The organism is Kaistella chaponensis (assembly GCF_900156725.1).
In the GTDB taxonomy this organism is placed as follows: Bacteria; Bacteroidota; Bacteroidia; order Flavobacteriales; family Weeksellaceae; genus Kaistella; species Kaistella chaponensis.
Genome location: NZ_FTOI01000008.1, coordinates 38,974 through 53,165, shown reverse-complemented (window position 1 = coordinate 53,165; position 14,192 = coordinate 38,974). Strand labels below are relative to the sequence as shown.

Annotated in this window: 14 protein-coding genes; all 14 read left to right on the top strand. The window is 36.1% G+C overall.

The genetic code is table 11. The features are described 5' to 3' along the window. The first annotated feature begins 199 nt into the window (after positions 1-199). The 14 genes from BW932_RS09285 to asd all read left to right on the top strand — a co-directional run bounded on the left by BW932_RS09285 (position 200) and on the right by asd (position 14,122). Complete coding sequence (locus tag BW932_RS09285) at positions 200-1,438, top strand: MFS transporter (protein ID WP_076387226.1); 1,239 nt, start codon at positions 200-202, stop codon at positions 1,436-1,438. Between the two features lie 250 nt (positions 1,439-1,688). Further along, positions 1,689-3,287, top strand: coding sequence for a replicative DNA helicase (gene dnaB, locus BW932_RS09280; protein WP_076387225.1), 1,599 nt, complete (start codon positions 1,689-1,691; stop codon positions 3,285-3,287). A 2-nt stretch (positions 3,288-3,289) separates the two neighbouring features. Next, on the top strand, positions 3,290-3,778 hold the full coding sequence (gene rnhA, locus BW932_RS09275; RefSeq protein ID WP_076387224.1) for a ribonuclease HI: 489 nt from the start codon (positions 3,290-3,292) through the stop codon (positions 3,776-3,778). 244 nt (positions 3,779-4,022) lie between these two features. Next, positions 4,023-4,652: an NAD(P)H-dependent oxidoreductase gene (locus tag BW932_RS09270; RefSeq protein ID WP_076387223.1), complete on the top strand. Its 630-nt coding sequence runs from the start codon at positions 4,023-4,025 to the stop codon at positions 4,650-4,652. Positions 4,653-4,675: 23 nt separating this feature from the next. Next, complete coding sequence (locus BW932_RS09265; protein WP_076387222.1) at positions 4,676-4,900, top strand: hypothetical protein; 225 nt, start codon at positions 4,676-4,678, stop codon at positions 4,898-4,900. Then, positions 4,900-5,193, top strand: coding sequence for a hypothetical protein (locus tag BW932_RS09260; RefSeq protein ID WP_076387221.1), 294 nt, complete (start codon positions 4,900-4,902; stop codon positions 5,191-5,193). The genes BW932_RS09265 and BW932_RS09260 overlap by 1 nt, the downstream gene beginning before the upstream one ends. A gap of 31 nt (positions 5,194-5,224) precedes the next feature. Next, positions 5,225-6,799 (top strand): L-aspartate oxidase, encoded by a 1,575-nt coding sequence (gene nadB / locus BW932_RS09255; protein WP_076387220.1) that lies wholly within the window; start codon positions 5,225-5,227, stop codon positions 6,797-6,799. Then, the gene (locus tag BW932_RS09250; protein ID WP_076387219.1) at positions 6,796-7,638 is read left to right on the top strand and encodes a sulfurtransferase; all 843 of its coding nucleotides are present in this window, start codon (positions 6,796-6,798) and stop codon (positions 7,636-7,638) included. The genes nadB and BW932_RS09250 overlap by 4 nt, the downstream gene beginning before the upstream one ends. Before the next feature lie 18 nt (positions 7,639-7,656). After that, on the top strand, positions 7,657-8,121 hold the full coding sequence (locus BW932_RS14520; RefSeq protein ID WP_245820702.1) for a DUF1016 N-terminal domain-containing protein: 465 nt from the start codon (positions 7,657-7,659) through the stop codon (positions 8,119-8,121). Continuing rightward, on the top strand, positions 8,118-8,789 hold the full coding sequence (locus tag BW932_RS14515; RefSeq protein ID WP_245820700.1) for a PDDEXK nuclease domain-containing protein: 672 nt from the start codon (positions 8,118-8,120) through the stop codon (positions 8,787-8,789). Before BW932_RS14520 ends, BW932_RS14515 begins: the two co-directional genes overlap by 4 nt. A gap of 52 nt (positions 8,790-8,841) precedes the next feature. Then, entirely contained in the window at positions 8,842-9,711 is an 870-nt protein-coding gene (gene nadC / locus BW932_RS09240; protein ID WP_076387218.1) for a carboxylating nicotinate-nucleotide diphosphorylase, read from the top strand. 205 nt (positions 9,712-9,916) lie between these two features. After that, positions 9,917-12,577: a TonB-dependent receptor gene (locus tag BW932_RS09235; RefSeq protein WP_076387217.1), complete on the top strand. Its 2,661-nt coding sequence runs from the start codon at positions 9,917-9,919 to the stop codon at positions 12,575-12,577. Positions 12,578-12,658: 81 nt separating this feature from the next. Then, positions 12,659-13,099: a hypothetical protein gene (locus tag BW932_RS09230; RefSeq protein ID WP_076387216.1), complete on the top strand. Its 441-nt coding sequence runs from the start codon at positions 12,659-12,661 to the stop codon at positions 13,097-13,099. Between the two features lie 30 nt (positions 13,100-13,129). Further along, positions 13,130-14,122: an aspartate-semialdehyde dehydrogenase gene (gene asd / locus BW932_RS09225; protein WP_076387215.1), complete on the top strand. Its 993-nt coding sequence runs from the start codon at positions 13,130-13,132 to the stop codon at positions 14,120-14,122. Positions 14,123-14,192: the final 70 nt, after the last annotated feature.

Sequence of the window (14,192 nt, the reverse complement as noted above, 5' to 3'; positions counted from 1 at the left end):
CAAAGATAAAATATTAATTTAAACTCCGTGAACAACAACCTTCGCAACTATGGAATCATAAAATCCAAAGCGCAGGAAAATGCCCCAAATTTTCGATTAAAATTAATAATGCTTTATTTGCAGACAACACCTTAAATAATAGATGCAATCGCGGTAAATTATTAGATGTTTTTTAGTTTTGAAAATTTACTTTTGCAAAATGATTTCTCTACAACCTATTCAAACCCTAAAAATTCCCGAATTTCGTAATTTAATGACGGGAAGGTTTTTTCTAATTTTATCCTTCAGAATGTTGGCTACATTAATGGGATGGTGGATTTATCAATTAACCAAAGATCCTTTTGCCATTGGTTTAATAGGTTTATCAGAAGTAATTCCCGCCGTTTCTACTGCACTTTACGCAGGTCATGTGATCGACAATTCCGAAAAGAAAAGACTTTTATTAATTTGTAACTATGCTTATGTTTTCCTGATCAGTTTATTGGCAATTCCCGCCTTTTTCGGACACCAATTTCTACATTTCAGCAACCTGCAAATTTCCTATTTCATTTATGCAGTCATCTTTTTTACGGGTTTTTGCAGAGCATTTATTGGTCCGATCGTTCCTTCAATGATTCCAAAAATTGTTTCCAGAGATCAACTTCCCAATGCAATCACTCTTAATCAAGGCACTTTTTTAACTGCATCTGTTTTTGGTCATGCTCTGGGCGGATTTCTAATTCATTGGATTGATATTTCCGGAACCATTTTAGTCGTGGTTGGATTAATGCTTTTTTCTTCTCTTTTCTTTTGGCAACTCAACCAACATCCTTCCGAAAACAGCGATGTAAAAATGGGAGTCGTAAAAAGCATGAAAGAAGGAATTGCCTACATCTACAAAACCAAAGAAATTCTTGGCGCTCTGTGTTTGGATATGTTTGCTGTGCTTTTTGGCGGTGCAGTTGCCATGATTCCGGTCTTTGCAACCGATATTTTAAAAGTCGGCGCAGAAGGTTTCGGTTTGCTCAACGCCGCTTCAGATCTTGGATCCATGTGTATTATTTTAACACTGGCTTTTTTCCCATTAACCAAAAATCAAGGGAAAATATTACTCGTTGCCGTTGCAGGATTTGGTTTATGCATCATCGGTTTCGGTTTGTCCAAATTGTATTGGCTCTCCTTTTTTCTCCTCGTTTTCAGCGGAATGCTCGATGGTATTTCTGTCGTTATTCGCGGAACCATTGTACAATTAAAAACTCCAGATTATATTCGTGGACGCGTGTTGAGCGTGAATTCCATCTTCATCATGTCGAGCAACGAAATGGGACAATTTGAAAGTGGCGTCGCAGCCAAACTTCTTGGCGTGGTTCGCTCCGTCGTTTTTGGCGGCACCATGACGGTTTTGATTTCCCTTTTGGTGGCAAGTAAAGTTCCTAAACTTCGCAAAATGAATTACTAATTTTAGGAGCAACAAGAGTTGATCTTTTACGAAAACCAGTCCGGCTCTACGTTGCAATCTTTTTTCGCCCTCGCTTCACCACTCCCAAAAAAAAAGGATTTCCACTGCGATCCGGGCTAAAAGAACAACCACGTGTTTTACCAACTTATCAACATTTTAACAATTTATTAATCAATATTTTACCTCAATAATTCAGTGAAATGTTGATTAATAAATCGCTTTAAAAACTTTAAAAAACTATCTTTGTCTCATGACACAAAAGGACACTTTATCTTCACTAATACACGGTAATTTCGCCAAGGAACTTTCTATTTCCGACGGTAAAATGCCACCAAATGCAATAGAATTCGAAAAACTGGTGATCGGAACTTTTTTGATCGATAAAAAAGGACTCGATTATTCAATCGACCTTCTCACCGCTGAAGTTTTTTACGATCCTCGTCATCAGGAAATTTTTCGTGCTATTCTAAAACTTTACGAAGGAAACCATCCTGTAGATTTAATGACCGTAATCCAACAACTGAAAAAAACAGAAAAACTCAGTTTTGCAGGTGGTGATCATTATATCATTGATTTAACGATGGGAGTTTCTTCCAGTGCACACATTGAATATCATGTGCGGGTTATCTTAGAAAAATTTATTTTAAGAAGTTTAATTAATGTTTCTGCAAATGTCATCGACAGTTCTTACAAGGAATCCACCGATGTTTTTGAACTTTTAGATAAAGCCGAACAATCCTTCTTTGAAATCACCAACGGAACCATCAAAAAAGGTTTCGACACCGCAAATACTTTGGTCAAACAAGCCATAGAAACCATCAAAGCTTTAAAAGACAAAGAAGGAATTTCTGGAATTCCTTCAGGATTCAAAGACATTGACAAAGAAACCGGTGGTTGGCAAAATTCGGATTTAATTATTATCGCCGCTCGTCCCGCGATGGGAAAAACGGCTTTTCTTCTTTCTATGGCGCGAAATATTGCAGTAGAACACCAAGTTCCATTAGCACTATTTTCTCTGGAAATGGCTTCTGTTCAATTAATTACAAGAATGATTGCTTCCGAAACGGGAATTTCTTCAGAAAAATTACGGAAAGGACAAATGAACGATGAAGAATGGCAACGATTATTCTCTAATGTTTCTGCCCTAGAAAACGCTCCTTTATATATTGATGAAACTCCGTCACTTTCGGTATTCGACTTCCGCGCAAAATGCCGAAGACTCGTAATGCAGCACGGTGTGAAAATCATCATGGTCGATTACCTGCAACTAATGACCGCAAACTCCGGAAAAGGCGGCGCTGGAAATCGGGAACAGGAAATTGCAACAATCTCCCGCTCTTTAAAGGCGATTGCAAAAGAACTCAATGTTCCGGTAATTGCACTTTCCCAACTTTCAAGAAGTGTAGAAACACGCCCCGGAAAAAGACCAATGCTCTCTGACCTTCGGGAATCTGGAGCGATTGAGCAGGATGCAGATATTGTTTCCTTTATTTTCCGCCCCGAATATTATAAGATTGCAACTTGGGATAATGACGAAGACGGTGGCGAAAGTTCCACAGAAAACCAGGCAGAACTCATTATCGCGAAACACAGAAATGGTGCAACTGCAGATGTAAGAATGTCTTTCTTCAAAAATATTGCAAAATTCGCCGATCTCGATTTATTTGGAAACCAATACGGAACCGGCGGTTATCAACCTTCTAATTTTGGGCAACTCGACGCTCCGAGTGGTTTCGAAAAAATAAAAACAACGATTGATCCAGGTGCAGCTTTCGATTTACCGAGTAAGCAAAACCTTTCCGGCTCTTCGATGAATGATGAAGATGATGATGACGATTTTCAGTTTTAGAAATGAGCCTTAAAATAGAAATTTACACCGACGGTGCTTGCAGCGGAAATCCCGGAAAAGGCGGTTACGGAATCGTCATGAAAGTTCCCGAAAAAAATTACGAAAAAAGATATTCCCAAGGTTTTCGACTCACCACCAATAATCGCATGGAATTGTTGGCGGTCATTACGGCTTTGGAAAAATTAAAATCCACGGAAAACGACATTCATATTTATACCGACAGCAAATATGTGGTAGATGCCATTCAAAAAAAATGGCTCCAATCTTGGATGAAAATCGGTTTTAAAAATAAAAAAAATCCAGATTTATGGAAGCGGATGATTCCTTTGCTCAAAGAACACAAAACCACTTTTCACTGGGTAAAAGGTCACGCTGGACATCTGGAAAATGAAATCTGTGATCAACTTGCAGTAAAAGCTGCACAAACAGAACCTTTACTTATTGATGCGTTTTTTGAAAACCAAAAAGACGGCGGACTTTTCGATAAATAGCGTATTATTTTGATTGAAATAGGCTAAATATTTTAAAATTCCATTTTAAAAATGTACATCTTCCTTCAAAAAATTTCATCTTCGATTGCATTCATCATTACGATTTGATGAATTGCATTTTGGTAATTTTGATCTGTTCATAAGAGAGCGCGCATCAATTTTTCTTTATTTTTTTTGAAAAAGCGCGGCTTTTATTCCAAAAATCTTCAACCATACTTCCGACTCATTTAATTATCTTTGTTACATGAATTACCTTGAAGCACTGAACAAAAGATATTCGGTGAAAAAATTTGATGCCGAAAAAATAGTTTCGCCTGAATCGCTAGACAATATTCTGGAAGCAGCCAGACTTTCAGCGAGTTCATTAGGATTACAACCCTATCGGATTATCATTGTGGAAAGTCCGGAAATGAAACACCAACTTATTCCTGCCTTTTATAATCCAGTACAGATTTCAACGTGTTCGCATTTGATTGTTATTGTCTCAAAAAGCAACATTAACAATGACTATATCGGCAAGTATTTTACTCACATTTCAGAAACCAGGGAAGTTGCACTGGAAACTTTGAATCCTTTTCGGGAAAGCATCAGTAAGCACATTCAGCATTTGCAGGCAGAAGAAGTACTGATTTGGGCAGATAAACAAAGCTATATCGTCTTAGGAAACCTCATGTTTGCCGCAGCATTAGAAAATGTGGATACGTGTCCGATGGAAGGATTTAAACAAGAAACCATTGATGAAATTTTGGGACTCGATCCTGAGCAAGAAAAAGTGGCGGTAACTTTAGCACTCGGTTTTCGAGCAGAAGACGATGTTTTCCAAACCATGAAAAAAGTGCGAAAACCGGAAGATAAATTGTTTAAATTTATGTAATTTTAATTTTTAAATGAGGTAAAATGAATGCAATCAGACAAATAGTAGAAGTAAAAAACCACAAATTAGATATTCAGCTTCCTGAAAATTTCGACGCAGAATATGCGGAAGTGATTATATTTCCGAAAGTAGAAAATATCGATTTCGAAATATCAGAGGAGGAAAAAGATTTGATGCGTGAAAGAGTGAAAAATTCAAAACCTGAAAATTTCCAATCATGGCGAGAAATTCGTGAGAAATATTTGTAATGTTTGAGGTAATACTTTCGGAAGAAGCATTGAGTGATTTGGATCTTGCGATGGATTTTTATGCAAATATTTCTTTTGAACTCGGAAATAAATTTATGAAATGTTTCGATGAGTGTTTGTTACAATTAGAAGAAATCCCTTTTTTCCAAATACGGTATGACGAAATGAGGATTCGCCAAGTGAAAAAATTCCCGATTCTTTTGCATTATGTTCTTTATGAAACTACGAAAACTGCTATTATTTACGGTGTTCGTTTTGCTCAGCTAAATCCTGATAATTACCCAAAAATTTAAATAAAAAACACCTAATTTTGAATTCAAAAGTATGATAAAAGCAGACGTACTCGTCATCGGATCAGGAATCTCCGGACTTTCTTATGCGATAAAAATTTCAGAAAAAATGCCCGAAGCGAAAATCATCATCGTCACCAAAGCCGATGAAGATGAAAGCAATACCAAATACGCTCAAGGTGGATTGGCTGTTGTAACAGATTTCGACAAAGATGGTTTCCAAAAACACATTGACGATACGATGAGAGCTGGAGACGGCGAAAATAATCTGGAAGTCGTGAAAATGGTCATCGAAGAAGGTCCCGAAAGATTCAAAGAACTCGTAGAATGGGGAACCAATTTTGATCAAAAAGACGGTCATCTCATGCTCGGAAGAGAAGGTGGTCACACCGAAAACCGAATCGTGCATCACAAAGACATCACTGGAAAAGAAATTGAACGTGCTTTATTAGCAACCATCAACAAATCTCCGAATATCGAAATCATGGCGCATCATTATGTCATCGATTTGATTACGCAGCATCATGTTCCAGGAAAAATTTTCGATTTGGAGAAGATCGATTGTTACGGCGCTTATATTTTAGATGAAAAAAGCAAAACCATTAAAAAAATTACAGCCAAAATAACCTTGGTCGCAACTGGTGGAGCTGGACATGTTTATAAAAATACGACGAATCCGATTATTGCAACCGGCGATGGAATTGCTTTTGTTCACAGAGCGAGAGGAAAAATTTCAAACATGCAATATTACCAGTTTCATCCAACTGCTTTGTATTCTAAAATAGATGGAATGTTGTTTTTGATTTCTGAAGCAGTTCGAGGCGATGGTGCAAAATTGCGAACCAAAAACGGCGAAAAATTCATGCACAAATATGATGAACGCGAAGAATTAGCTTCCCGTGATATCGTTGCAAGAGCGATTGATAGCGAGTTGAAAATTTCTGGGGATGATTATGTAGGATTAGATTGTCGCGAGATGGATCATGCGAAATTTGTGGAACATTTTCCGAATATTTATCAAAAATGCATCGATGAAGGAATTGATCCTTTCAAACAATTGATTCCCGTAGTTCCCGCTTGTCATTATTTAATGGGCGGAATTGAAACCGATATGAATGGTCAAAGTTCCATTAAAAATTTATTTGCAGTCGGCGAATGTACCAATTCCGGTTTACATGGCGCTAATCGACTGGCTTCCAATTCTTTATTAGAAGGAATGGTTTTCGGACATAATGCTGCTTTGAAAACGGTTGAACTTTTAAAAGTTAATGATTTCAATTTTGATGACTTAAAAGCAGTCCCAGAATGGAACGAAGAAGGCATGAAAATGATGGACGAAATGGTGATGGTTTCTTATCTCAGAAGACAATTGCAGGAAATGATGAGCGATTTGGTAAGTATTGTAAGAAGCAACGATCGATTGGCATTGGCAAAGAAAAAACAGCAGGAAATTTTCGAAGCGGTGAATGAATTGTACAGCTACTCTATTCTGTCGCCAAAACTTTCAGAACTCAGAAATCTGACGAATATTTCTTATTTGATCATCAAACATTCCTTATTAATGAAGGAAAATAAAGGTGCTTTTTTTAATAAAGATTTGGTGAAATGAAAATAGCTCCAATTATTAATTCAGAAGAAATTCATCGTTTAAACCAAGAAAACTTGGTGATTATTGATGCTGGAAGTGGCGATTCTGCCTACGAAAATTATCTTTCAAAACATTTAGAAGGTGCATTATATGTAGATTTAAATAAAGATTTAGCCGAAATTCCAGAAAATGCAAAAAACGGTGGAAGACATCCTTTACCGAGTTTGCAAAAATTTGCAGAACTTTTGCAACGATTAGGAATCGAGGAAAATTCTCACGTCATTGTTTATGATGATAAAAACGCATCCAACGCTGCTGCAAGATTTTGGTGGATGTTGAGATCTGCCGGAATTGAAAAAGTTCAGGTTTTGAATGGCGGTTTTCAAATGGCAAAAGAAAAAGGATTTCCCATTAATTCTGACCCTGTCAAAGCTAAAAACGTAGAAAAACTTTCTTTAAAAGCTTGGAAACTTCCGAAAGTTGAAATAGATTTCATTGAAAAAAATTCGGAAAATTCGGAATATTTGGTCATTGATGTTCGGGAAAAAGACCGTTACGACGGGAAATCTGAACCCATTGATGAAATTGCGGGACATATTCCGGGAGCTATAAATATTCCCTTCAAAGAAAATTTGAATGAAGACGGAACCTTTAAAAGCCCAGAAATCCTGCACGAAAAATATGCTGAATTTTTAAAAAATATTCCTTCCGAAAACATAGCAATTCATTGTGGATCAGGTGTTACAGCTTGTCATACTTTGTTGGCTTTAGAGTATGCCGGTTTTAAAATTCCAAATTTGTACGTCGGTTCTTGGAGTGAATGGAGCCGAAATGATGAACCGATTGCGAGGAATTTTTAATTTAAATAAAAGGCGCAAATGAAATTCACAGACCCAGATTACAAAAATTGGATTTTTGAATTAAAACAAAAAATCCAGCAAAGCCAAATAAAAGCCGCCATCAAAGTAAACTCTGCTTTGCTGGAATTGTATTGGGAAATGGGAAAGGAAATTGCCGAAAGAAATATTGAAAACACTTATGGTTTGGGATTTTTCAAGCAGTTGAGCAAAGATTTGATGATTGAATTTCCTAATATGAAAGGGTTTTCTGAAAGTAATTTGAAATTCATCAAAAGATTCTACTTGTTTTATAATCAAGAACTTACAATACGTCAGCAACTTGCTAACGAATTCAAAAAGATACAAGATCATTCAAATTTCCACCAAGTTGGTGGAGAATTGAAAATTGATGAAAACTCAATTCGTCACCAAGCTGTTGCCGATTTCCCTCAAAAACTTTTTTTAATTCCTTGGTTTCATCACGTTGAAATTTTTACAAAATGAAAAACATTGAAGAAGCATTTTTTTACGTCAATAAAACCATTGAAAACGGTTGGAGCCGTTCGGTTTTGCTAAATATGATTTCGGGGAATTTATATCAATCTCAGGGAAAAGCGATTACCAATTTTTCTAAAACTTTGCCCGATTATCAAAGCGATTTAATAAAAGAAACTTTGAAAGATCCTTATAATTTTGATTTTTTACAAATAACAGCAAATTTCAAAGAGAAAGAATTAGAAAATGCTTTGATCGATAATATTCAAAATTTTTTAATCGAGTTGGGAAGCGGTTTCGCATTCGTTGGAAAGCAGGTAGAATTGAAAGTGGGCAGTCAAAGTTTTTTTATCGATTTGCTTTTTTATCATATTAAACTGAAAAGATATGTGGTTATAGAACTGAAATCCGGGAATTTTGAGCCAGAACATCCAGGGAAACTAAATTTCTATGTTACCGCAGTTGATAAACAATTTCGTGATGAAAACGACAACGCAACCGTTGGATTAATTACTTGTAAAACCAAAGACGACATTATTGCAGAATATTCTTTGACAGATTTGCACAAACCTCTGGGAATTTCTTCCTACGAATTAAGAAAAATTTTGCCCGAAAATTTTAAATCTTCTTTACCAAGCATCGAAGATATAGAAAATGAACTTAAAAATAGAAACTAATAAAATTGATACCGATATAATTATCGGTATCTCATTTAAAAATTAAAAATTTATGAAAAAACCACTATATGTAACCGAAAAAGCTCTCAAAACATTTATTAAAAATGCTTTGGAAGAAGATATTCAAGATGGCGACCATTCCACGCTTTCTACCATTCCGAAAGATTTGCAACAAAAAGCCAAGCTTTTGGTGAAAGAAGATTGCATTTTGGCCGGTGTGGAATTGGCAGAAATTATTTTCAAACAATTCGATAAAAATCTGGTTGTAGAACGTTTGCTAAAAGACGGTGATTCTGCAAAAGTAGGCGACATTGCTTTTTATGTAACAGGAAGCGCTCGTTCAATCCTTTCTACCGAAAGACTGGTTTTAAATTGTATGCAAAGAATGAGCGGAATCGCAACGTTGACTCATGATTGGGACTCAAGATTATTGGGTACGAAAACGAAACTTTTAGACACTAGAAAAACGACGCCCAATTTTAGAATTTGCGAAAAATGGGCAGTTGTAATTGGTGGCGGAACCAATCACCGATACGGTTTGTACGATATGATCATGTTGAAAGACAACCATATCGATTATAATGGAAGCATTACCAATGCCGTAAAAATGGCTAAAGAATACGTAAAAAAAGCCAAAAAGAAACTAAAGATTGAAGTGGAAACTCGCAATCTAGCAGAAGTTGAAGAAGCATTAAAATCGGGAGCGGATCGAATTATGTTAGACAATATGGATACGCTGAATATGAAAAAGGCAGTACAACTCATCAATGGAAAATGCGAAAGTGAAGCTTCAGGAGGAGTGACGAGAGATCGCTTACAAGAAATCGCCAATACGGGAGTAGATTTTATTTCGGCAGGAGCTTTAACCCATTCTGCAGGCAACATTGACCTCAGTTTAAAGGCGGTTAAGAATTTACAGTAAATACACTTAAATAAGAAAAACATTATATATAACACAATTACGATAATAATATTCGGCACATAAAACAAAACATAAAATACTCGTAATCAATTATTTAATTAATTTTTAACAAAACTTTAAAATTTAACAATTTATTAATAAATGTTCCACTATTTTTGAATAATTTTGCACCAATTAATTAGAATTAAACCTAAGTTTAAAATTTATGAAAAGTAATTTGTTAAAAAAGTCGATGTTAACGGTTGTTATCACACTTTCAACAGCAAGTGTTTATTATGCACAGTCGGCGAAAGATACCTTAAGCAGAGAAGCTGATATCGAGCAGGTTGTACTTACAGGTGTTGCTGATATCGCAAAAGACCGCAAAACACCGGTAGCTGTTTCTACGATTAAGGAAGCACAAATTGTGGAAAAATTGGGTAACCAAGAGTTTCCAGAAATTCTAAACGCCACTCCATCAGTTTATGCAACGAAAGGAGGTGGAGGTTTCGGAGAGTCGAAATTAAATATTCGTGGTTTTTCTCAAGAAAATATCGCTGTAATGGTAAATGGAATGCCTGTAAACGACATGGAAAACGGACGTGTTTTCTGGTCAAACTGGGCAGGACTTTCTGATGTAACTTCTGCAATGCAGGTACAAAGAGGTTTAGGTTCTTCTAAATTAGCGATTGCTTCAGTAGGAGGAACAGTAAATATCTTAACAAGAGCTGCAGATAAAAAACAAGGCGGTGTTGTTTCCGTTGGTGTTGGTAATAATGATTATCAAAAATCTTTATTTGCTTACAATACAGGTAAAAGCCAAAAAGGATGGTCATCTTCATTTTTGATGAGCAGAACTGCAGGTTCAACATTTGCAGACGCTACAAAATTTGAAGGGTATAACTATTATTTTGCATTAGGTTTTCAACCGAACAAAAAGCACGATTTTCAGTTTACATTAACAGGCGCTCCACAAACGCATAACAACAGAAGCACCTACATTTCTATTAGTGATTATATCAAATATAGTGATGAGAGCGGAGTTCCAGACACTCAATATAACTCAGATTACGGGTTTAGAAATGGGGAATTGGTTTCTAATAGAATCAATTATTACCACAAACCAGTAATGTCTTTAAACTGGGACTGGACTATTTCTGACAAATCAAAATTGAACACAATCGTTTACGCTTCTTTCGGACGTGGTGGTGGTGTGAACGGAAACGCAGGTAGAGTTGGCGGAACTAAAGCAATTACTGCTTTCGCAAGAACTACTGACGGTTTGCTTAACTTCGATCAAATTTTTACAGAAAATGCAGCGGTTGCTGTAAATGCTACTAGTGCTCCACTAAACACTTTGGTACAGGTTTCTTCTATTAATTCACACAACTGGTACGGTGCAATTTCAAGTTTTAACCATAAACTGAATGATAACCTTAACTTCACAGTAGGTATAGATGGAAGATATTATTACGGTTATCACTATCAAACCATCTCTAATTTATTAGGAGCTACTGCATTTAAAGACAATACCAATAAAAATATCGCACCAAACATCGTAACGAATACTTTCGGTACGAATCCAGATTGGAATCCTTTTGGAGGAAAAATCAACAACCTAAGCGATATGGTTACTTATGATAATGATGGTGAGGTTATTTGGTACGGAGGTTTCGGACAATTAGAATACTCCAATGATAAATTGTCTGCATTCTTGCAAGGAGCTATTTCTGAGCAAGGTTTCCAAAGGATTGATAACTTCATTGTTGATGGCGTATCTTTATTAAACGGAACTTTAGCAGGAACTCCAGCGACCAACCAACCTACAGCAATCAACCCTGTTTTAAATACAAAAACTGGATTCAAAAACTTATTTGGTTACAACGTGAAAGCTGGTGCAAATTACAATATCGATGAGCATCATAACGTATTCGGAAATATTGGTTACTACTCTAAGCAACCATTCTTAAACGCGGTATATCCAAATAACAAGAACTTCCTAAACCCGAACTTAACCAATGAAAAAATCTTTGGAGTAGAATTAGGATATGGCTTTAGATCTGGAATTTTTACTGCAAACGTAAACTTATACAGAACATCTTGGAAAGATAGATTCCAAAGAAGATCAAACATTACAGTGACTTATCCTGATCCATCAAATCCTACTACAAACATTACTACTACATCTGCTTATGCCAATATTTCTGGAATTACAGAAATTCACCAAGGTTTAGAAATCGATGCAACTGCAAATGTGACTAAAATGATTTCACTTAATGGAATGTTGTCTATGGGAGACTGGTTCTACGAAGGAAATGCAACAGGTGATATGTTTACAGAAACCAATGAGCCAATTGCATTGGGAGGAAGTGTTTCAGGTACAACCCTTTACTTGGATAAAGTAAAAGTTGGAAACTCTGCACAGTTTACCGCTGGAGCTGGATTTACCCTAAAACCTACAGATTGGGTGAGCTTTGATGCCATGTATCGTGGAGTTAGAAACTTATATGCAAACGTAAACCCTTTGAACTTTTTGTATGAAGCATCAGGTAAAAAAGGCGCATTAGAATTGCCAACTTTCGGTTTGGTTGATTTAGGATTATCATTCAAAGTAAAAATGAGCAATGCTAAACAGTATTTCACTTTGAGAGGAAATGTATATAACTTGTTAGATAAAACTTATATCGCAGAATCTAACACCAATACACTTGCAGACCTAACCAAGGAAGAATATTCTTCTTTAAACCCAACTCTTACTGCAGCACAACTTACTACTAATTACAACAATTATGTAAGTGCAGGAAACTGGAATGGAGTTAGCCAGCAAAATCAAGTATTCTTCGGATTCGGTAGAACTTGGGCGGCAACTTTATCTTTCAACTTCTAATCACTTAGATTTTATCATACCTAAATCCCGGCAATCGTCGGGATTTTTTTTATCTTTGCCGTTAACATTAAAAAAAATAAAATGGATTTTTACAACATTTTTCTTCAGGCTCACAAAGGATTTGGCTACCTCGTTTTACTTTTGGTGGCAGTATTTCTCATTTCATTACTCGTTTGTATGTTTGGATACTCTGGGAAAATTTCAAAACTTCTCAAAAAATCCACTTTAATTACCATGATTTTGTTTCATATTCAGGCTTTGGTAGGAATTACCTTGCTATTCATTTTTTCACCCGGTTTTAAAGCTGCACTAGATGGTGGAACTTTGATGAGCGATTCTTACAACAGACAGACATTTGTAGAACATCCTTTCTCCATGATCATTGGAGCCATTTTAATGACCATTATCAATAAAAAATTAAAAACCAACGATAAACTCAACTTCGGAATCGTAATTATGGGCGTTGTTGCCGTGATTTTATTCGCGTACGCATTTCCTTGGATGAGAGTTTTTGGAGCATAAATATCAATCATCTTTAATCAATTATAAAGAATGAAAGTAGCACTTGTTGGCGCAACCGGAATGGTGGGTCAAGTCATGTTAAAAGTTTTAGAGGAAAGAAATTTCCCCCTTACCGAATTAATTCCTGTAGCTTCCGAAAAATCGGTTGGTAAAGTCATTAATTTTAAAGGTAAAGAATATCAAATCGTATCGATGCAAACCGCAATCGATATGAAACCTGAAATTGCCCTTTTTTCAGCAGGCGGATCAACTTCTCTAGAATTTGCCCCCAAATTTGCAGCAGTAGGAACCACCGTGATTGATAATTCTTCTGCATGGAGAATGGAGGCCGATAAAAAGCTAATCGTTCCTGAAATCAACGCAAAAGAGCTTTCGAAAGAAGACAAAATCATCGCAAATCCAAACTGTTCAACCATTCAGTTGGTCATGGTACTGCATCCTCTAAATTTGAAATATAATTTGAAAAGAGTAATCGTTTCCACGTATCAATCAGTTACTGGAACAGGGAAAAATGCAGTTGATCAACTCAATGCTGAAATCGCTGGAAACAGTGATGTTGCAAAAGTTTATCCGTACGAAATCTTTAAAAATGCATTGCCACAATGTGATGTTTTTTCTAATGATGATTACACGAAAGAGGAAATAAAATTAATGACCGAACCCAAGAAAATTATGGGCGATCAAACCTTCAATATTACCGCAACTGCAGTTCGCGTTCCTGTTCAAGGTGGTCATTCCGAAAGCGTAAATATCGAATTTGAAAACGATTTTGATCTAGATGAAGTTCGAAAAATTCTATCAAATACTCCTGGAGTTATTGTTCTAGATGATGTGAAAAACAGCATTTATCCAATGCCACTTTATGCAGAAGGAAAAGATGAAGTTTTTGTCGGAAGAATTCGAAAAGATCTTTCCCAACCCAAAACACTGAACATGTGGATTGTCGCCGATAATCTTCGCAAAGGTGCCGCAACAAACGCGGTACAAATTGCAGAATATCTGCTCGAAAACAAATTAGTCTAAAATTAATGCTCACCAGAAAGTGAGCATTTTTTATTCGTTAGAAGACTAAAACATTTATCAATATTGTAAT

Bases quoted from the DNA above. Each gene is read 5' to 3' on its own strand.
- BW932_RS09285 (WP_076387226.1), top strand. From the start codon at position 200: ATGATTTCTCTACAACCTATTCAAACCCTAAAAATTCCCGAATTTCGT.
- dnaB (WP_076387225.1), top strand. From the start codon at position 1,689: ATGACACAAAAGGACACTTTATCTTCACTAATACACGGTAATTTCGCC.
- rnhA (WP_076387224.1), top strand. From the start codon at position 3,290: ATGAGCCTTAAAATAGAAATTTACACCGACGGTGCTTGCAGCGGAAAT.
- BW932_RS09270 (WP_076387223.1), top strand. From the start codon at position 4,023: ATGAATTACCTTGAAGCACTGAACAAAAGATATTCGGTGAAAAAATTT.
- BW932_RS09265 (WP_076387222.1), top strand. From the start codon at position 4,676: ATGAATGCAATCAGACAAATAGTAGAAGTAAAAAACCACAAATTAGAT.
- BW932_RS09260 (WP_076387221.1), top strand. From the start codon at position 4,900: ATGTTTGAGGTAATACTTTCGGAAGAAGCATTGAGTGATTTGGATCTT.
- nadB (WP_076387220.1), top strand. From the start codon at position 5,225: ATGATAAAAGCAGACGTACTCGTCATCGGATCAGGAATCTCCGGACTT.
- BW932_RS09250 (WP_076387219.1), top strand. From the start codon at position 6,796: ATGAAAATAGCTCCAATTATTAATTCAGAAGAAATTCATCGTTTAAAC.
- BW932_RS14520 (WP_245820702.1), top strand. From the start codon at position 7,657: ATGAAATTCACAGACCCAGATTACAAAAATTGGATTTTTGAATTAAAA.
- BW932_RS14515 (WP_245820700.1), top strand. From the start codon at position 8,118: ATGAAAAACATTGAAGAAGCATTTTTTTACGTCAATAAAACCATTGAA.
- nadC (WP_076387218.1), top strand. From the start codon at position 8,842: ATGAAAAAACCACTATATGTAACCGAAAAAGCTCTCAAAACATTTATT.
- BW932_RS09235 (WP_076387217.1), top strand. From the start codon at position 9,917: ATGAAAAGTAATTTGTTAAAAAAGTCGATGTTAACGGTTGTTATCACA.
- BW932_RS09230 (WP_076387216.1), top strand. From the start codon at position 12,659: ATGGATTTTTACAACATTTTTCTTCAGGCTCACAAAGGATTTGGCTAC.
- asd (WP_076387215.1), top strand. From the start codon at position 13,130: ATGAAAGTAGCACTTGTTGGCGCAACCGGAATGGTGGGTCAAGTCATG.